This is a genomic window from Halomonas salsilacus (assembly GCF_051216275.1).
In the GTDB taxonomy this organism is placed as follows: Bacteria; Pseudomonadota; Gammaproteobacteria; order Pseudomonadales; family Halomonadaceae; genus Halomonas.
In genome coordinates this window covers 355,050-373,712 of the sequence record NZ_JBPKAQ010000001.1, presented here as the reverse complement: position 1 = coordinate 373,712, position 18,663 = coordinate 355,050, and the positions used below count along the sequence as shown (strand labels likewise).

The 18,663-nt window shown below is 65.4% G+C and carries 19 protein-coding genes; 13 read left to right on the top strand and 6 right to left on the bottom strand.

All coding sequences use genetic code 11. The features are described 5' to 3' along the window. Positions 1-14: 14 nt before the first annotated feature. The 3 genes from ACR80S_RS01710 to uraH are packed head-to-tail and all read right to left on the bottom strand — an operon-like array spanning position 15 to position 2,379. Positions 15-749 (bottom strand): GntR family transcriptional regulator, encoded by a 735-nt coding sequence (locus tag ACR80S_RS01710; protein ID WP_435402390.1) that lies wholly within the window; start codon positions 747-749, stop codon positions 15-17. A 21-nt stretch (positions 750-770) separates the two neighbouring features. Further along, the gene (locus ACR80S_RS01705; RefSeq protein WP_435402389.1) at positions 771-1,970 is read right to left on the bottom strand and encodes a urate hydroxylase PuuD; all 1,200 of its coding nucleotides are present in this window, start codon (positions 1,968-1,970) and stop codon (positions 771-773) included. 55 nt (positions 1,971-2,025) lie between these two features. Then, positions 2,026-2,379: a hydroxyisourate hydrolase gene (uraH, locus tag ACR80S_RS01700; RefSeq protein ID WP_435400479.1), complete on the bottom strand. Its 354-nt coding sequence runs from the start codon at positions 2,377-2,379 to the stop codon at positions 2,026-2,028. A gap of 194 nt (positions 2,380-2,573) precedes the next feature. Between uraH and uraD the strand changes: the two genes are divergently transcribed. Both uraD and ACR80S_RS01690 read left to right on the top strand, forming a co-directional pair. Next, a complete protein-coding gene (gene uraD, locus ACR80S_RS01695; protein ID WP_435400480.1) occupies positions 2,574-3,101 on the top strand; it encodes a 2-oxo-4-hydroxy-4-carboxy-5-ureidoimidazoline decarboxylase in 528 nt (175 codons plus the stop codon). Between the two features lie 93 nt (positions 3,102-3,194). After that, positions 3,195-3,818 (top strand): phosphoribosyltransferase, encoded by a 624-nt coding sequence (locus ACR80S_RS01690; protein ID WP_435400481.1) that lies wholly within the window; start codon positions 3,195-3,197, stop codon positions 3,816-3,818. Between the two features lie 99 nt (positions 3,819-3,917). Here ACR80S_RS01690 and ACR80S_RS01685 read toward each other — a convergent pair whose 3' ends face one another. Continuing rightward, positions 3,918-4,274 carry a phasin family protein gene (locus tag ACR80S_RS01685; protein WP_435400482.1) on the bottom strand — a complete coding sequence of 119 codons (357 nt, stop codon included), beginning with the start codon at positions 4,272-4,274 and terminating at the stop codon, positions 3,918-3,920. Positions 4,275-4,497: 223 nt separating this feature from the next. Next, entirely contained in the window at positions 4,498-5,205 is a 708-nt protein-coding gene (locus ACR80S_RS01680) for a glutathione S-transferase N-terminal domain-containing protein (RefSeq protein WP_435400483.1), read from the bottom strand. A 356-nt stretch (positions 5,206-5,561) separates the two neighbouring features. Here ACR80S_RS01680 and ACR80S_RS01675 point away from each other — a divergent pair, with 356 nt between their 5' ends. The 5 genes from ACR80S_RS01675 (at position 5,562) to ACR80S_RS01655 (ending at position 11,771) form a co-directional block, all read left to right on the top strand. After that, complete coding sequence (locus tag ACR80S_RS01675; RefSeq protein WP_435400484.1) at positions 5,562-7,262, top strand: L-lactate permease; 1,701 nt, start codon at positions 5,562-5,564, stop codon at positions 7,260-7,262. Between the two features lie 175 nt (positions 7,263-7,437). After that, complete coding sequence (gene glcD / locus ACR80S_RS01670) at positions 7,438-8,961, top strand: glycolate oxidase subunit GlcD (protein ID WP_435402388.1); 1,524 nt, start codon at positions 7,438-7,440, stop codon at positions 8,959-8,961. Positions 8,962-8,974: 13 nt separating this feature from the next. Beyond that, the gene (glcE, locus tag ACR80S_RS01665) at positions 8,975-10,087 is read left to right on the top strand and encodes a glycolate oxidase subunit GlcE (protein ID WP_435400486.1); all 1,113 of its coding nucleotides are present in this window, start codon (positions 8,975-8,977) and stop codon (positions 10,085-10,087) included. Positions 10,088-10,108: 21 nt separating this feature from the next. Next, a complete protein-coding gene (gene glcF, locus ACR80S_RS01660; protein WP_435402387.1) occupies positions 10,109-11,359 on the top strand; it encodes a glycolate oxidase subunit GlcF in 1,251 nt (416 codons plus the stop codon). A gap of 10 nt (positions 11,360-11,369) precedes the next feature. Then, complete coding sequence (locus ACR80S_RS01655) at positions 11,370-11,771, top strand: GlcG/HbpS family heme-binding protein (protein ID WP_435400488.1); 402 nt, start codon at positions 11,370-11,372, stop codon at positions 11,769-11,771. 174 nt (positions 11,772-11,945) lie between these two features. On the opposite strand, the gene ACR80S_RS01650 is transcribed toward ACR80S_RS01655, so the two are convergent. Beyond that, positions 11,946-12,677 (bottom strand): FadR/GntR family transcriptional regulator, encoded by a 732-nt coding sequence (locus ACR80S_RS01650; RefSeq protein ID WP_435400489.1) that lies wholly within the window; start codon positions 12,675-12,677, stop codon positions 11,946-11,948. Positions 12,678-12,913: 236 nt separating this feature from the next. Here ACR80S_RS01650 and ACR80S_RS01645 point away from each other — a divergent pair, with 236 nt between their 5' ends. From ACR80S_RS01645 to ACR80S_RS01620, 6 genes are all read left to right on the top strand, one after another. Then, complete coding sequence (locus ACR80S_RS01645; RefSeq protein WP_435400490.1) at positions 12,914-13,909, top strand: asparaginase; 996 nt, start codon at positions 12,914-12,916, stop codon at positions 13,907-13,909. Between the two features lie 133 nt (positions 13,910-14,042). Continuing rightward, positions 14,043-15,044: a TRAP transporter substrate-binding protein gene (locus ACR80S_RS01640; RefSeq protein ID WP_435402386.1), complete on the top strand. Its 1,002-nt coding sequence runs from the start codon at positions 14,043-14,045 to the stop codon at positions 15,042-15,044. A 44-nt stretch (positions 15,045-15,088) separates the two neighbouring features. Continuing rightward, positions 15,089-15,610: a TRAP transporter small permease gene (locus ACR80S_RS01635; protein ID WP_435400492.1), complete on the top strand. Its 522-nt coding sequence runs from the start codon at positions 15,089-15,091 to the stop codon at positions 15,608-15,610. Between the two features lie 15 nt (positions 15,611-15,625). Further along, positions 15,626-16,900 carry a TRAP transporter large permease gene (locus tag ACR80S_RS01630; RefSeq protein WP_435402385.1) on the top strand — a complete coding sequence of 425 codons (1,275 nt, stop codon included), beginning with the start codon at positions 15,626-15,628 and terminating at the stop codon, positions 16,898-16,900. A gap of 11 nt (positions 16,901-16,911) precedes the next feature. Beyond that, on the top strand, positions 16,912-18,195 hold the full coding sequence (locus tag ACR80S_RS01625; RefSeq protein ID WP_435400494.1) for a M20 family metallo-hydrolase: 1,284 nt from the start codon (positions 16,912-16,914) through the stop codon (positions 18,193-18,195). Continuing rightward, the gene (locus ACR80S_RS01620) at positions 18,179-18,649 is read left to right on the top strand and encodes a RidA family protein (RefSeq protein WP_435402384.1); all 471 of its coding nucleotides are present in this window, start codon (positions 18,179-18,181) and stop codon (positions 18,647-18,649) included. The genes ACR80S_RS01625 and ACR80S_RS01620 overlap by 17 nt, the downstream gene beginning before the upstream one ends. Positions 18,650-18,663: the final 14 nt, after the last annotated feature.

Genomic DNA, 18,663 nt, shown 5'->3' with positions numbered 1-18,663 from the left:
GCAGGCGCGATTGCTCAGCGCCCGAAGATGCTGTGCAGGTCCGGCGCCTCTTCGGCCTCCTCGACGATGGAGAGGGAGGCCTCGATGGCCTTGAGGTGGCGGCTCATGAAAGCTGCGGCCCGGTCACCGTTACCGACCTCCAGGTAGCCGATCAGGTCATCGTGGTCGTGGGACTCGCAGCCCAAGTGGCCGGGGTTGCCGTAGACGGCGAGGATCAGCGAGGAGCGAGAGCAGAGCCGCTCGACGAAGTCGGCCAGGGTGGCGTTGCCCGAGATCCTCGCCAGACGCGCATGGAAGGCGGCGGATAGCTTGATCGCCGCGCTCTGCTCGCCGACCTTGAGCGACTCGCGCTCGCGCCGTGCCATGTCACGCAGCTCGCGTACGTCGGCCTCGGTGATACGCCGCGCGACCTCCGGCATCAGGCCGCATTCGATCATCTGGCGGGCATCGAAGACATCCCTGGCCTCGTCGGCGGTGGGGCGGGTCACGCTGGCACCGCGCCGGGGTGTCAAGGTGACCAGTTGCTCCAGCGCCAGGCGCTGCAGGATCTTGCGGATACCGGTGCGACTGACGCCGAACACCTCGGCGAGGGCATCCTCGCGAAGGCGGGCGCCGGGCTTGAGGCGATGCTCGATGATCGCATCGCTGATTGACCGATAGATGGCCTCGTGGCGCTCGGCACCGTCACCGTCCTTGCCGCGGCGCGGGGAGGACGGCCGGTGGTCGGGCCCGGGCTGGCGCTGGTTCATCTTGGCATACCTCTGCTGTTATCACTGTGACCAGGCGGCGATGGCATTACGCTCCTCGTCGGTCATGCCGGTCATATTGCCCAGCGGCATGTAGCCACTGGCCACCACCTGCTGGATCCGGGCACGCTGGGCGGCGGTCTGCTGCGGGGAGTCATAGGCGACCCCGGCCGGCGGCGCGTTGAAACCGGGCTGGCTCGGCTGGCTGGCGTGGCAGGCCGCGCAGCGGGTCTCAACGATGGCGTGCACCTCCTCGAGGCTGACCGCGGCGCGGCCTGGGTCCGCGGCGGGCGACGGCGAGGGGGCGGCGACCCAGAACGCGAGGGCCATCAGCGCCACACCGGCAGCTGGGTAGGCGGGCTTGATGCTGCCCGCGTGCATCAGCACGAAGAACTGGCGAATCACCGCGCCGGCGAAGATGAACAGCGACATGATTACCCACGCCAGCTCGTGGGAGTAGGCGAAGGAGTAGTGGTTGCTGATCATCAGCAGCACCACCGGCAGGGTGAAGTAGGTGTTGTGCACCGAGCGCTGCTTGCCGCGTTTGCCGTCCAGCGGGTTGGGTGCCTCGCCGGCCTTCATGGCGGCGACCATGCGACGCTGGCCGGGGATGATCCAGAAGAAGACGTTGGCGGACATCGCCGTGGCCATCACCGCGCCGGTGATCAGGAAGGCGGCACGGCCCGAGAACATCTGGGTGCTCAGGTAGGCCACCACCACCATCATTACTGCGACTGCCAGGCTCAGCATTCCGTCACGCGTCATGTCGGGGCTGATGCGCTTGCACAACTCGTTGTAGACCACCCAGCCGCCGAGCAGGAAGAGCAGCGCCAGCACATTGGCCTGCCAGCCGCTCATGCTGGCCGCCCACTCCCAACTGCTCCCGGGGTTGACCAGGTAGAAGCTCGGGTTGGCCATGTAGAGCAGCACGAAGAGGGCAAAGCCCGACAGCCAGGTGGTGTAGGCCTTCCAGAACGACCAGTGCAGGTCCGCGGGCAGCTTGGCGGGAGCCGTGGCGTACTTCTGGTTGTGGTAGAAACCGCCGCCGTGCACCGCCCACATCTCGCCGAATATCCCCTTGTCGCGATCCTCGGCGGCCTTGGGCGTGCGCAGGCCGTTGTCGAGCATCACAAAGTAGATCGATTCGCCGATCCAGGCGATGGCCGCAATGACATGCAGCCAGCGCAGCATTAAGTTGGCAACGTCCAGCAGGAAGGCTTGCATCGGGAGATGCCTCGTCTAGCTCATGTTGTCATGGAAACGGCGAAGGGCCGTGCCATCAGCTGCCGCGGTAGGTGGAGTAGCCATAGGGCGAGAGCAGCAGCGGCACATGGTAGTGCGCGGAGGCATCGGCCACACCGAAGCGCAGCGGGATCACGTCGAGAAAGCGCGGCTCCTCGGCCGCGATGCCCTGCTGGCGCAAGTAGTCACCCGCGTGGAAGATCATCTCGTACTCGCCGACGGCTAACTCATCGCCCTCGAGGATCGGGGCGTCGCAGCGGCCGTCGACGTTGGTGACGACCTCTTTGAGGCGCTCTCGCGCCTCGCCCGCGAGGCGGTACACCTCGATGCGGATGCCCTGGCCGGGGCGACCCTGGGCGGTGTCGAGCACGTGGGTGGTCAGGCGTCCCATGTTCAGTCTCCTGTTGTTCTATGTGACCGATCAATCAACTGCTCTATCAATATCAAGCACTCTGTTGACTGTGCCATGAACTGTTTCATGGATGCCGCGGGTATCCGTGGAACATTTCTAGATGTTTATTGAGTACATTTCAAAATATTTTTTGTATACAGTTATTGTAAATACTCCCCCCAAGGAGCCCGACCATGACCGACAAGACCCTGACCCCGCGCCCCAGCCGGCTCGACAAGGCCAGCTTCGTCGCCGGCTACGGCGACATCTATGAACACTCTCCCTGGGTAGCCGAACTGGCCTGGGATAGCGGGCTGGACGAGCGCCACGACACGCCCGAGCACCTGGCGGAAGTGATGGGTCGGATGCTCGCCGAGGCCGATGCCGAGAGCCAGCTCACCGTGATCCGCGCCCACCCGGACTTGGCCGGAAAGGCGGCTCTCGCCGGCGCCCTGACCGACGACTCCACCCGCGAGCAGGCCGGTGCCGGCCTGGACCAGTGCAGCCCTGAGGAGCTGGCCCGCTTTGAGCGCCTCAACGACGCCTACAAAACCAAGTTCGGCTTCCCCTTCGTGATGGCCGTGAAGGATAGCGACCGTTTCGCCATCCTCGTCGCCTTCGAGATGCGCCTGAAAAACGACCCTGGGCAGGAGCGCCGTACCGCCGTGGAACAGATCAACCGTATCGCCCTGTTACGCCTGCAGGCTCGTGCGGAGGGCTGAGCCCTCTGCCCTGCGGCGGTGCTTGCGTATACGCCCGACCGTCGGGCCCACCTCGGCTAGACTTCTTCCTGAGATAACGGTGGAGGGAGTGCCATGTACCGAGACCGACTGGAGGCGGCCAGACGCCTGGCCGAAGCCCTGGCCCATCTGAAGGGGGAGTATCCCCTGGTGCTGGCCATTCCCCGCGGCGGGGTGCCCATGGGTCGGGTGATCGCCGACGCCCTGGAGGGGGAACTAGACGTGGTGCTGGTGCGCAAGATCGGCGCTCCCGGCAACCCCGAGTACGCCATCGGTGCGGTCAGCGAGGACGGCAGCGTGCACCTGGGGGAGGAAGCCCGGCGATGCCGGCAGGAATGGCTGGCTCGCGAGATCAACCGTCAACGCGAGCTGATCGACGAGCGACGCCGCCGCTACACGCCGGTACACTCGCCCATCGATCCGGCCGGGCGGGTCGTGGTGGTGGTGGACGACGGCATCGCCACCGGGGCCACCATGGCCGCCGCCCTGGCCACCCTGCGCCAGCGTGCCCCGGCCCGGCTCATCGCCGCCATCGGGGTGGCGCCGCCGGATACCCTGGCACGGCTCGGGGCGCTGGCCGACGAAGTGGTCTGCCCCGAGACCCCTCCCCACTTTCGCGCCGTGGGCCAGTTCTTCGCCACCTTCGATCAGGTCGACGACGCCGAGGTGATCCGGCTTCTCGGTCAGGGACGGCACTGACGGCATTCACCGAACTTGGGCCACCGACGACGGGGCCAGTAACGACGGGGCCGCCCCGACATGGGGCGGCCCTTGAACCTCCATCGGCCGGCGCCGGCCTTACTTGGCGGCGGCGGTCGCGGACTTCATGCTCTCCTCGACCAGCTTCTGACTCTTCTGCAGGTAGTCCTGGCCAAGTTCGGAGAGCTTCTCGGCGTCTGACTTGAGGTGATCCCCCAGGTCCTGGGCGACCTTCTGCTGGTCCTCCATCACCTTCTTGAGCCCCTCGGCATCATGCACATCGATCCAGGCGCGGGCCTGGGCCAGGCTGAAGTCAGCGTAGCGGCGCGTCGCCTCCAGCTGAGCGGCCATCAGCTTCTCGTAGTACTCCAGGGTCAGGGAGCCATAGGCGCGTGCCGGCTCGACCAACAGGCCCTCGAACTTCTCGGTGGCTGTCTGGGTGGTTGCCTTGGTCATGGAACACCTCCGTCTAACTCGGTAAGACAAGCTTGGGAAGACAGGACGCTTCGTCCTGTGCTGCATTGCAACATAGCAGGCGATTTTGGGCAGCGCAACATGTCAGGGGAACCGTTTCCTCATACCGCGAATTCATCCCCCCTATCTCGACCCACTCGCATCCCAAAAGGGCGACGCCCGGCGATTGCCGGGCGTCATCTAGACAGCAGCGGCCACCTTGCCCTCAGCGGTATGCGCCCTCCACATCGGTGATGCGCATGGCCCCGCGACCGAGACCACCGTGCTGGTCAAGCATGCGCTCCAGCCAGCCATGGACGGGGTCGGCGTTGGAGACCAGATCAGCGCTCGACACGCAGCGAGCCCACATGAAGCTGCCGAACACCAGGTAGTCCCCTGCAGCCGGTGCCTCGCCGTCGATGAAGTCGGCCTCCCTGAGGCGGCCCCTCAGGGGCGCCAGGGCGGCATCGAGCTGAGCGAGCCCCTTGGCCGGCGAATGGAACTCCTCCAGGGTGCGGCCCAAGCGCTGCTCGCGGGTCTTGCGAAAGTAGTCGCGGTCGTCCGGATGAATGGCATTGAGCAGGTCCATGACGATGGTACGCAGCATCGCCGGCTGCAGGGAGCGCTCCGCGTAGTGACCGAGGAAGCTGGCCCGGGCCTGGGCCAGGGCATCGCCGAACAGCGGGGCCTCGGGGTAGGTACGGTCCAGGTAGTGCAGGATCGCCATGCTGTCGGGCACGACCGCCTCGCCATCGACCAGCACCGGCACCTTGTCGTGATCGGCGAAGGCCAGCGCCTGCTTGTCGGTGAAGCGCCAGGGGCGAGTCTCGACCTCCAGCCCCTTGTGGGCCAGGGCATAGCGGACCCGCCAGCAGTAGGGTGAGAAGCGCAGCCCCTCATCGATGCCGCAGAGATCAAACAGCACCCGTGTCATGACGTTCTCCCGTTTCAATCGGCGTGTGCGCTGCAGTGTGCCAGCCTTTGGCTGGCCCCGCCATGCGGCTTGACCCAACGCAGCCGGGCGCCGCCGCTTTGTCTATTAGTCTATAGCCGGGAAGCACCCTGTCGCTCCATATCTCGGACAGCTTCGAACAACCTATTGTTAGTAAAGATATTTTTTTATTTCATGCCCGACAGAACCCATTGACATATTGGTAATACCAATTTTCCACCGCTGGCGAGTCAACGCCCCCAGGGCGTATCTTTCGCGCATCCGCCGCCCCCGGCAGGCGGTGTCGTGCCACCTCATTGCAGACAACACCATCACAACAGTCGAGGGAAACCTGTCTCATGAATAACACCCTACTTGCACTGCTGGCTTTCACGCCTCTGGTGCTGGCCGGTGTACTGCTGATTGGCTTGCGAATGCCGGCCAAGACCGCCATGCCGGCCGTCTATGTGGTCACCGCCCTCATCGCCCTGTTCGCCTGGGACATGAGCTTCAACCGGGTGCTGGCGTCAACCCTGCAAGGGCTGATCCTCACCGTGTCGATCCTGTGGATCATCTTCGGTGCCATCCTGCTGCTCAACACCCTGAAGCACTCCGGTGGCATCACCGCGATCCGCAAGGGGTTTTCAGGCATCAGTCCGGACCGCCGTGTTCAGGCCATCATCGTCGCCTGGCTGTTCGGCTGCTTCATCGAGGGCGCCTCCGGCTTCGGCACCCCCGCCGCCGTGGCCGCGCCGCTGATGGTCGCCCTCGGCTTCCCGGCGCTGGCCGCCGTGGTGGTCGGCATGATGATCCAGTCCACCCCGGTCTCCTTCGGCGCGGTGGGTACCCCCATCGTGGTGGGCGTCACCGGTGGCATCAACCGCGAAGGGATCACCGAGACACTGGAAGCCGGCGGCTACACCTGGCTCGAGTACTTCCGCCTGATCGCCGCCGAGGTGGCCGTGATCCACGGTATCGTCGGCGTCCTGATGCCGCTGATCATGGTGGTCATCATGGTCAAGTTCTTCGGCGCGAATAAGTCTTGGAAGGAGGGCCTCTCCATCGCCCCCTTCGCGATCTTCGCCGGCGTGGCCTTCGTGGTCCCCTACATGCTGGCCGGCGTGCTGCTCGGCCCGGAATTCCCGTCAATGATCGGCGCCATGGTCGGTCTGGCCATCGTGGTCCCCGCCGCGAAAAAGGGCTTCCTGATTCCCAAGGACGTCTGGGACTTCCCGGACTCGAAGTCCTGGCCGGACGAGTGGATCGGCAAGCTGGTGATCAAGACCGAGGACATCGTGGGCAAGACGCCGATCACCACCTTCATGGGGTGGCTCCCCTACGTGCTGCTGGCCGTGATCCTGGTGGCCTCGCGCACCATCGAGCCGTTCCGGAATGCGCTCACCTCGATCTCCTTCGGATGGAGCAATATCCTCGGTGAGGCCGGGGTCTCCGGTGCCATCCAGCCGCTCTACCTGCCGGGTGGCATCCTGCTGATGGTGGTGCTGCTTACCGCCCTGCTCCACCGCATGCGCCTGGGTGAGCTCGGTGCCGCCTTCAGCGAGTCTTCGAAGACCATCCTCGGCGCCGGTTTCGTGCTGATCTTCACCATTCCCATGGTGCGGATCCTGATCAACTCCGGCGTCAATGCGGCGGACCTGGTCTCCATGCCGGTGGCCATGGCGCAGTTCGTGGCCGACGGCGTGGGGGACGTCTATCCGTTCTTCGCCCCGGCCGTGGGTGCCCTGGGGGCCTTCATCGCCGGCTCCAACACCGTGTCCAACCTGATGCTGGCCGACTTCCAGTTCAACGTGGCACAGCAACTGGGGCTCTCCACCGCCATGATGGTCTCCCTGCAGGCCGTTGGCGCCGCGGCGGGTAACATGATCGCCATCCACAACGTGGTCGCGGCATCCGCCACCGTGGGCCTGCTCGGCCGTGAAGGCATCACCATCCGCAAGACCATCCTGCCGACCATCTACTACCTGGTATTTACCGGCATCATCGCGATGGTGGCCTTCTATGTCATGGGTATCTCCGATCCCCTGATGCGGGCGGGTTGATGGCAATGGCATGACGCACCAAGGGCCTCGCCGACTCTCGGCGGGGCCCGATCATTTCTTGAAATGAGAACCGCAAAAACCAATCCGATGGAAAAAGATTCCATGGTTTCATGGAAACTTTTTCCATTAAATTGGTCCTACACTGAAGTGATGCCCCTCTCGCTCAGGAGTCACCATGAATACCCACTTCGATCCAAGACTCGATGGCGGCCAACCCGGGAGAGATCAGTCCGAGGTACTGGCCGACCTCCTGCAGGCCCTGCCCGGCATGACCCTGCTGCACCGCGAGGAGGATCTTCGCCCCTTCGAGTGCGACGGCCTATCCGCCTATCGCGCCCTGCCCATGCTGGTCGCCCTGCCCGAGACCCTCGAGCAGGTCGAGACCCTGCTCAAGCGCTGCTCTGCCCTGGGGGTACCGGTGGTTACCCGCGGCGCCGGCACCGGCCTCTCCGGCGGCGCCATGCCGCTGGAGCACGGTGTGCTGCTGGTGCTTTCGCGCTTCAACCGCATCCTAGAGATCGACCCCGATGCGCGCACCGCCCGGGTCCAGCCCGGGGTTCGCAACCTGGCCATCACCGAGGCGGCCGCCCCCCATGGCCTCTACTATCCCCCGGACCCCTCGTCGCAGATCGCCTGTTCCATTGGCGGCAACGTGGCCGAGAACGCCGGCGGCGTGCACTGCCTGAAATACGGTCTCACCGTTCACAACGTCATCAAGATAGAGGTGCTCACCATCGAGGGTGAGCACATGACCCTGGGGGCCGACGCCCTGGATGCCCCCGGCTTCGACCTGCTGGCACTGTTTACCGGCTCCGAGGGCATGCTCGGCGTAGTCACCGAAGTGACCGTCAAGCTGCTGCCCAAACCGGAAAGCGCCAAGGTGCTGATGGCCAGCTTCGACGACATCGAGAAGGCCGGCAATGCCGTAGGCGCCATCATCGCCGCGGGCATCATTCCCGGCGGCTTGGAGATGATGGACAACCTGGCGATCCGCGCCGCCGAGGACTTCATCGGTGCCGGCTACCCGGTGGAGGCCGAGGCGATCCTGCTCTGCGAGTTGGATGGCGTCGAGGCGGACGTGGACGACGACTGCGCCACGGTGCGCCGCGTACTGGAAGAGGCCGGCGCCACCGGCATCCAGCTGGCCCGCGACGAGGCCGAGCGCGCGCTTTTCTGGGCCGGGCGCAAGAACGCCTTCCCGGCGGTGGGCCGCATGTCGCCGGACTACTACTGCATGGACGGCACCATTCCCCGCCGTGAGCTGGCGCGGGTGCTCAAGGGCATCGGCGACCTGGGCGAGACCTACGGCCTACGCGTGGCCAACGTCTTCCACGCCGGCGACGGCAACATGCACCCGCTGATCCTGTTCGATGCCAACCAGCCCGGCGAATTCGAGCGCGCCGAGGAGCTCGGCAGCCGCATCCTCGAGCTGTGCGTCGAGGTGGGCGGCACCATCACCGGCGAGCACGGCGTGGGCCGCGAGAAGATCCATCAGATGTGCGTGCAGTTCAGCCCCGGCGAGCTCGCGACCTTCCGGGCGGCCAAGCGCGCCTTCGACCCCGATGAGTTGCTCAACCCGGGCAAGAACATCCCCACCCCGGCGCGCTGCTCCGAGTTCCGCCTGACCAAGAGCGCCAGCGACGCGCCCGCCCAGACCCAAGCCCAGGCCCAGGCCCAGGCTCACAAGAGCCACGGCTGAGAGACAGGACAACATGGTGACCCGTCACGACATCCCCCACGACATTCCCCGCCACGACGCCAGCGAAGCGCTGGCCGACCGTATCCGCTGCGCCGAGGCCAAGGGCACCCCCCTGCGCATCGTCGGCGGCGACACCAAGGCCTTCTATGGTCGCGAGGTCCAGGGCAAAGCGCTCTCGACCCGCGAACACCACGGCATCACCGAGTACGACCCGGTAGAGCTGATCGTCTCGGTGCGCACCGGCACGCCGCTTCGCGAACTGGAGGCCGCCCTGGCCGCCCAGGGGCAGATGCTGCCCTGCGAGCCACCCCATTTCGGGGAGGACGCCACCGTGGGCGGCATGATCGCCACCGGTCTCTCCGGCCCCCGCCGCCCCTGGGCCGGCAGCGTGCGCGACTTCGTGCTGGGCACCCGGGTTATCACCCGCCAGGGCAGCGAGCAGCGTTTCGGTGGCCAGGTGATGAAGAACGTGGCCGGCTACGACCTCTCGCGCCTGATGGTCGGCGCCCAGGGCACCCTGGGGCTGCTCACCGAGGTCTCCATGAAGGTGCTGCCGCTGCCCGGCGCCAGCCGCAGCCTGCATCTCGACATGCCGCTGACCGACGCCCTGGAGAAACTCTCCGAGTGGGGCCGCCACCCGCTGCCTATCACCGCCGCCGCCTGGCTGGAGGGCGCCCTGCACCTGCGCCTGGAGGGCGGGCCGAGCTCGGTGGCCGCTACCGCCGAGCGGCTCGGCGGCGACGAACTCAAGGCGGGTTTCTGGGAGGCCCTGCGCGAACAGCGCCTGGCGTTCTTCGGCGCCGAGGACCCGAGGCCGCTGTGGCGCCTCTCGCTGCCCAATCACACCCCGGAGCTCGAGCTGCTTGACGTCGACGCGACCGACGTGCTCTACGACTGGGCCGGCGCCCAGCGCTGGGTGCGCTGCGACCTGGATGCCAATGCCCTGCGCGAGATCGTCGCCCACGCCGGCGGCCACGCCACCTGTTTCCGCGGCGCCAGCGGGCAGCCGGTGGACGAGCCCTTCACGCCGCTCGCCCCGGTGGTCGAGAAATATCACCGCAACCTCAAGACCGAGCTGGACCCCAAGGGAATCTTCAACCCGGGTCGGCTCTACGCGGCATTCTGAGACAGAGGGGAAGACACCGAGATGCAGACGCATTTTACCGAGGAAGACCTCAAGAAGCCGCATATCCGCGAGGCCGACCGGGTGCTGCGCAGCTGCGTGCACTGCGGTTTCTGCAACGCCACCTGCCCCACCTACCAGCTGTTGGGTGACGAGCGCGACGGCCCCCGGGGGCGCATCTACCTGATGAAGGAGATGCTCGAGGCCCCCGAAGGCAGCGACAAGGTCACCGAGGAGACCCGGCTGCACCTGGACCGCTGCCTGACCTGCCGTAACTGCGAGACCACCTGCCCCTCCGGGGTGGAATACCACAAGCTGCTCGACATCGGCCGCGCCGAGATCGAGCGCCGGGTGCCCCGCAAGCCGGCGGAGCGCGCCCAGCGCTATGCCCTGCGCAAGATGCTGGTGGAGCCGAAACGCTTCCAGGCGCTGCTCAGGCTGGGCCAGACCTTCCGGCCGCTGGTGCCCGGCGCCCTCAGGGCCAAGCTGCCCCCGGCCCCGGTGGATGCCGGAAAGCGCCCGGATGGCCAGCGACACGCCCGGCAGATGCTGATCCTCGAGGGCTGCGTGCAGCCGGGGCTCTCGCCCAACACCAATGCCGCCACCGCACGGGTGCTGGATCGCCTCGGCATCGGCCTGACCCCGGTGGCAAAGGCCGGCTGCTGCGGCGCCATCGATTTCCACCTCAATGCCCATGACGACGGCCGCGCCCGGGCGCGGGCCAATATCGACGTCTGGTGGCCTCACGTCCAGAAGCAGAACGGCGAAGCCGGCGTCGAGGCCATCGTGCAGACCGCCAGTGGCTGCGGCGCCTTCGTCAAGGAGTATGCCGACATCCTCAAGGATGACCCGGCCTACGCCGACAAGGCCGCTCGGGTCAGCGAGCTGGCCAAGGACCTGGTCGAGGTGCTGCGGGACGAGGACCTCGATGGCCTCGCGGTGAAACGGGGCCGCCGGCTCACCTTCCACTGCCCCTGCACCCTGCAGCACGCCCAGAAGCTCGGTGGCGCCGTGGAGGCCGTCCTGACCCGGCTCGGCTTCGCTCTCACGCCCGTGGCCGACGCCCATCTCTGCTGCGGCTCGGCGGGCACCTACGCCATCACCCAGCCCGAGCTTGCGACCCAGCTGCGCGACAACAAGCTCGACAACCTGGAAGCCGGCAGCCCCGAGGTGATCGTGACCGCGAACATCGGCTGCCAGACCCACCTGGCCGGGGCCAACCGCACCCCGGTCAGGCACTGGATCGAAATCGTCGACGAAGCTCTATCACCCTGAGGAGAGACCCATGAAGACCAAGCCCGTACTGACCCTGACCGACGTGAACGCCATTCTCGATGCCGCCCAGCAGGAGGCCGAGGCCAACGGCTGGGGCGTGACCATCGCCGTGGCCGACGACGGCGGCCACCTGCTCGCCCTGCGCCGCATGGACACGGCACCGCCCTTCAGCGCCGACGTCGCCGCCCAGAAGGCCCGCAATGCCGCCATCGGCCGCCGCGAGACCCAGGCGTTCGAGGACATGATCAACGGCGGCCGTACCGCCTTCGTCACCGCACCCATGCAGTCGCTGCTGGCCGGCGGCGTGCCGGTCCTGGTGGACGGTGAGGTCGCCGGCAGCGTCGGCATCTCCGGCGTCAAGCCCGACCAGGACGTACAGGTGGCCAAGGCCGGCGTCGCCGCCATTGGCTGAGCTGGCCCCGCCCGACATGACAGGGCCCCGCTCCTACCGGAGCGGGGCCCTGTGCGTAGGGACACCTCGACGACGCTCGAGCCTCGCGGTTACCTCCGACGCCGGCCTTTCACCACCAGCCCTTGACCAACCAGGCAGGAGCAAGAGGCCAAGCCATGAGCGCAGGTCATCCCATCAACTCACATAGGTGAGGTTGGTCTCCCAGCTTTCACTACTGACGACGATGGCCGCCTTTACCGCCTCCTCGTCGCCCGCCTGAAAGGCCGAATAGATCGCCTGGTGGTCCTTCAGGGCGACCTCCGGCATCGTCTGCATGGACGTTTCCAGTGCCGCTTCAATCAGCTGGATCAGGGTCTCTCCCACCCGAATGGTCATCGGATTATGGGTCGCCTGGAGTATCGCCCGGTGGAAGGCGACATCGTGACGAGCCGTCTGCTCACCGTTGGCAATCGCCGAGGCCATGGACTCGATGCTCTGCCGGATGCGGACATGGTCCTCCGGACGGGCATTCTGCATGGCCTGCAGGGTATAGGCGGGCTCGAACATCTTTCGGAACTCGAGCACATCTCGCGTCATGCCCCGTGCCAGGATCATACCGAAGGCCATCGGGTCCACCAGGGGATCACCGGGTTCCCGGCAGATCATGGTCCCCTGACCCCGTTTGACCTCCACGATACCGATGGCCTGCAGCATCTTGATGGCCTCGCGGACACTCGATTTACCAATGCCCAGACTTTGGGTCAGCTCGGTTTCCGATGGCAAATAATCCCCCGGCAGTAGCTCGCCGCGAATCAATGCTCCCTTGATGCGTTCAAGCAGTTGCTGGGCAACGGAGCTGCGATCGATGGAACTGCCGAAACTCCCTATGGAGGTGAGAGGCAGTGTGGGCTGGCGTTTCAGGCTCATGCTGGCGTCTCGTGGTGGTGTGGCGTGCCGCATCGAAAAAAATCGTGGTCTGCCAATAAATTGCGCTCTGGCAGCCGGTTCTTCGACACAGGATTGTCGGACGTCCTGTCATTTCCCGCTTGCAGACGACTCTGAACTGAGTCTAGCATGGGACCAGACGTCAGACATCAGATGTCTGCACACTGAAACGGCATGACAAGGCGCCAAGCCCCATGTCAGATACGGTGACAACAACAATGACAATAGCCAGAATCGTGGTCATCACCACTGGCGGAACCATCGCCAGCCGCCCGGATGCCTCGGGCCGCAACCGGTCGGGGGCCCTGCAGGGCGAGGACCTGATGAATCGAGTCTCGCTTCCTGTAGAGGTGGACATCGACGTCGAGGTCCGCTCCCTTCTGCAGAAACCCAGCAACGCCATCACCCTCGCGGACCTGCTGACCCTACGTCAGGAGTGCCACGCCCTGTCGCGGTCTTCCGACGTAGCGGGCATCGTCATCACCCATGGCACCGATACCCTGGAGGAGACCGCCTACTTCCTCGACATCACCCTGCCGGCTTCTCCCACCGTTGTGCTGACCGGCTCGCAACGTGCTCCCCACGAGCCGGGAACGGATGCCTTACGCAACATCGCGGACGCCTTGCTGGTGGCTGCCAGTGATCAGGCCCGCGGCCTGGGCACCCTGGCGGTGTTCAACCAGTCGATCTTCGCTGCACGGCAGGTCCGCAAGGTCAGCAGCTTTCAGGTGAATGGCTTTGCCGCGCCCGAGACCGGCCCGCTCGGCTATATCGACGGCGCGCGGGTCAACATATCGGTGCATCCCGCTCGTTCGGCGCAACTGGACCTCACCGTCGACGCCACGCTGCCCAGGGTCGACATCCTGCCTGCCTATCTGGACGCCTCACCGGCACTGCTCGAGGCCGCCGCCGAGAATGGCGCCGCCGGCCTGGTGATCGACGGCCTGGGACGCGGCCATGTGCCTCCAGGCTGGCTGGATGTCATCCGGCATATAACGGCGCGGGGCATTCCGGTGGTGATCGTCAGCAGCTGCCCCACCGGGCCGGTCCATGCGAGCTACGAATTCACCGGCAGCCTGGCGAGCCTGGAGGCGGTCGGCGTCATCGCCGTGCCCGATCTGAGCGCCCGCAAGGCCCGCCTCGCCCTCTCGGCCATCCTCGCCTCCGCCGCGCAAGGCGAGGTGGCCTCAACACTACGAACCCTGACGGCCTGAGCATGGCCGGCAACATGCTCCGCCTGCCTGCGTCAGGCTGAAAGGGCCCGTTCCGAGTACGGGTGACTCCGGGGTGACCCGGCGTCAAACAACACTCAACGATGCACACCAATAACCCAATAAGGTGCTGACAATGAAAAGCAAACTGATCAAGGCGTCACTGGTGACGGCGATCGCCGCCGCGTCCTTCGGCATGAGCCAGGCCCAGGCCGCCGACTACACCTTCAGCTTCGCCCACGTCCTGATCGAGGAAACGCCCAACGGCCAGGCAGCACTTCGCTTCAAGGAGGAGGTAGAAGAGAAATCCGAGGGACGCATCCAGATCAACGTGCTGCCCGCGGCCCAGGTCGGCGGCGACGTCGAGATCATCGAGCAGATCCAGATGGGGCTGGTCGACATCGGCATCCCGCCCACGGCCACGCTCGGCAACTTCGAGCCACGCATGCAGATTCTAGACCTGCCGTTCCTGATCGCCGACTACGACACCATGGTGGAGACCCTGGACGGCGAGGTGGGCCGGGAGATTCTGGACACCCTCAACGGGCACAACATGTATGGCGTGAACTTCTGGGGCGCCGGCTTCCGTCACATGACCAACAACATACGTCCCATCAATGGCCCCGAGGACCTCGACGCCATCCGCATGCGCACCATGCAGGCACCGATCATCATCTCCACCTATGAGAACTACGGCGCCAACGCCACTGCCATGGCCTTCACCGAGGTCTACAACGGTCTTCAGCAGGGGGTCGTCGCCGGCCAGGAGAACCCGCTGGCCAACATCTACACCATGCGGTTCCACGAGGTGCAGGACTACCTGTCGTTGACCAACCACGCATACCACGCCTACGCAGCGGTCATCAATCAGGACTCCTGGGACTCGCTGCCCGAGGACCTTCAGGCGGTGATGCTCGAGGCCTTCGACAACGGGCGCACTGCTTCACGCGAGCTGACCCTCCAGGACGAGGAAACCATCCTCGAGGCCATCAAGGACGAGATCGCGATCAACGAGATCACACCAGAGGCTCGCGAGGCCTTCATCCAGGCCAGCATGCCGGTGCATGAGGAGTACGAAAGCGTCGTCACCACCGAGCTCCTGCACAAGGTCTATGACGCGGTGGGTATCGAGTACTGATCCTGCCACTCACCCCGATGACACTCTAACCCGGTGCACTCACCATGTTCGAAGCACTCAACAAGGTGATTGATTTCCTGGAGAGTGTGGCGATGGTCGCGTTCATGTCGATCGCGACCATCATTACCACCATCCAGGTCGTCTATCGCTACGGCTTCAATGGCTCCCTGTTCTGGGCCGAGGAAGTCGTCATCTACTCCATCATCTGCATGAGCTTTGTCGGGGCCAGCATGGGGGTCCGCCACGGCGTGCATATCTCCGTCGATGTGCTCAACGCCTTCGTGCCGCCCGCCGTCAATCGCTGGCTGCATATCATCGCAGCCATGCTGGGCATCAGCTTTGCCGGCTTCCTGACCTATTACGGCTTCGATCTCTACTTCAATACCCTGGGACGAGGACAGCTGACGGCCGCCCTGCGACTCCCCATGGCCTGGTTCTACCTGCCCATCGGCGTGTCGGGAATCCTGCTGATTCTGCGCTACCTGTGGGTCATCCACGAAGCCTGGACCAAGCCGCCGGCAAGCCTCGCTGAAGAGCTCGCCGCCGAAAAAGACAAGCTTGTCTGACGACTGGAGATCCACATGATCACGGCACTTCTCCCCATCTTCTTTGCGGTGCTGCTGCTGGGGCTGCCGATCTTTGCGGCCCTGGCCTTCTCCGTCTTCCTGGCCATCGAGTTCTTCGGCGCCACCAACCCGGTCATCGTGCCGATGCGCATGTTCACCGGCATGAACAACTTCTCGTTGATGGCCATCCCCTTCTTCATCCTTGCCGCCGAACTGATGCGCATCGGCGGGCTGTCGGACCGGCTCATCAACCTGGCCAAGGCGCTGGTCGGCTGGGTACCAGGAGGACTGGCGGCGGCCACCGTTCTCTCCTGCCTGTTCTTCGGTGCAATCTCGGGTTCCAGTCCCGCTACGGTCGTGGCCATCGGCTCGATCATGTTTCCTGCCTTGGTGGCTGCCGGCTACGACAAGCGCTTCGCCATCGGCTTGATCGCCACATCGGGCACCCTGGGGCCCATCGTGCCGCCCAGCATTGCCCTGATCATCTATGGCTCGGTCACCGGCACCTCGGTAGGTCGGCTATTCGCCGCAGGCCTGCTGCCGGCCATCCTGATCGGGTCACTGCTGATCGCCTACTGCATCGTCTACTCCTCCTTCAAGGGATACGAGCGCTCTCCGTTTCCGACACTGCGTCAGATAGGAGCCGCGTTCACGTCGGCAGCATGGGGCCTGGGACTGCCGTTCATCCTGCTCGGTGGTATCTACAGCGGTATCTTCACCCCGACGGAATCCGCCGCGGTCGCCTGCGTGTATGGGCTCTTCGTCGGCATGGTGATCTATCGAACCATTGATTTCCGAGCCCTGCTCGGCACCCTGCGCAGCTCCGGCTTGATCTCGGCCACCCTGCTGCTGATCACCGCCGGCGCCTCGGCCTTCTCGTGGCTGCTGGCGATCACCGGAACCCCGACCCAGCTGGCGAGCCAGGTCCTCTCCCTCACGGACGATCCGCTCGCGGTGATGGCCCTGTTCAACGTGGTGATGATTGTTGCGGGGTTCTTCCTCGACAGTGCTTCGGCAATCATCGTGCTCTCACCGCTGCTGCAGCCGATCGCCGCCCAGGTCGGAGTGGATCCTGTCCACTTCGGCATCATCACCCTGGTCAACTTCTCCGTCGGCATGATCACACCGCCGGTCGGGCTGAACCTGTTCGTGGCCATGGCGATTTCGAAGATGTCGCTGCAGGAGGTCTTCAAGGCCTGCCTCCCGCTGATCCTGATCATGCTGATCGCCCTGATGGTCATCACCTACGTTCCGTGGATCAGCCTCTATATGCCTTCGCTGCTCTACTGAGGAGACCGACCATGAAAGCAAATTCATCCTTGGCAAGCGCGGTCGACGGCGAGCGTTTCTGGGCCGATATCGAGGCCCAGTCACAGATCGGCGCCCTCTCTCCTCGCGGCCTGCGCCGGCTGGCTCTGGACGACCAGGACAATAGAGCACGGCTGTGGCTGATGGACCAGGGCAAGGCGCTCGGCTGCAGCGCGCACTACGATGCCATGGGCAACGTCTTCCTGCGACGGGAGGGGCAGGACCCCTCTCTGGCTCCCCTGCTGATCGGTAGCCACCTCGACAGCCAACCCAGCGGCGGGGCCTATGACGGCACCCTGGGCGTGGTGGCCGGCCTGGCCGTGCTCCGCGCCCTTGCCAAACAGCAGATCGCCCACGAAAGGCCAATCGAGGTCGTTTCCTGGACCAACGAGGAGGGCGCGCGTTTCGCGCCTGGCGCCTCCGGCTCCTCGTGGTTTGCCGGCCGGCGCGACGCCGAGACGATCCTCGCCGCACGTGACGATGACGGCGTGACCTTCCAGGAAGCGCTGGCCGACTGCCTGGGGCTACTCGAGGCACAGGGAGCTCAGTTTCGGGACACGCCGGTCATACCCCACGCCTTTCTGGAACTGCACATCGAGCAGGGCCCCGTGCTGGAAAACCAGGGGGCACCGGTGTGCGTGGTCACCGGCATCCAGGGCGTCAACTGGTACGAGGTCGAGGTCAATGGCCAGGCCAACCACGCGGGCACCACCCCGGAGGCGTCGCGTCGCGATGCGTTCATGGGCGCCCTTGCCCTGGTCGGCGCTCTCAAGGAGGCCGTAGCGGCAAAAGGCGACCAGGTGCGCTTTACCATCGGCAAGTTCACCCTGTCGCCCAGCTCGGTGAACACCATCCCCCAGCAGGCCCGCTTTACCATCGACCTTCGCCACCCCGACCCGGCGGTGCTGGATGCCCTGGATGCGGCGTTCCGACGGCTGGCCGAACAGGAGTGGTCTGGCTGCACGGCCCAGTTGGAGGCGACCTCGCGGGTGGCCCCGGTGGCCTTCGATGACCATCTGGTCGCCATCCTCGACGCCAGCGTCAAGGCCTTCTTCCCCCAGGCTCCGCGGCTGGTGTCCGGGGCTTTCCACGACGCCATCCACCTCGCCCACCTGTGTCCCACGGCGATGCTCTTCACCCCCTGCCGTGCGGGCATCAGCCACCATCCCGATGAGCACATCGAACGGGACGACGCCGAGGTCGCAGTCCGCGCCCTGGCGCACGCCGTCGAGAAACTGCTCACGACAAGGAATGATTCCCATGACCCAGACCATTGAAGCCGCCGTGGCGGCACAGGGGCTCACCCTCTCCGCCATCCCCCGCCCCCGGGGTGCCTTCCTGCCCTGGTCACGGCTGGGCAACCAGCTCTTCCTGGCCGGCCAGATCTGCGAGCGAGGCGGCGAGGTTCTCTACCCCGGCAAGGTGGGCGCCGAGCTCGACCTCGAAACGGGCAAGCTGGCGGCCCAGGCCTGCGCGCTGAACCTGCTGGCCTCGCTCAGCGATGCGGTGGAAGGTGACATGAGCCGTGTCGTGCGCTGTGTGCGCATGAACGGGTTCGTCAACGTGGCGCCCGGGTTCCACGACGTGCCGCTGGTGATCAACGGCGCCTCGGAGCTCTTCATCGCCCTGTTCGGCGAGAACGGGCGCCATGCTCGTACGGCCATCGGCGTCGCCACCCTGCCCGGCAACGCCGCCGTCGAAGTCGAATCGATCTTCGAGATTCGCGACTGACAACAGACTGTCAA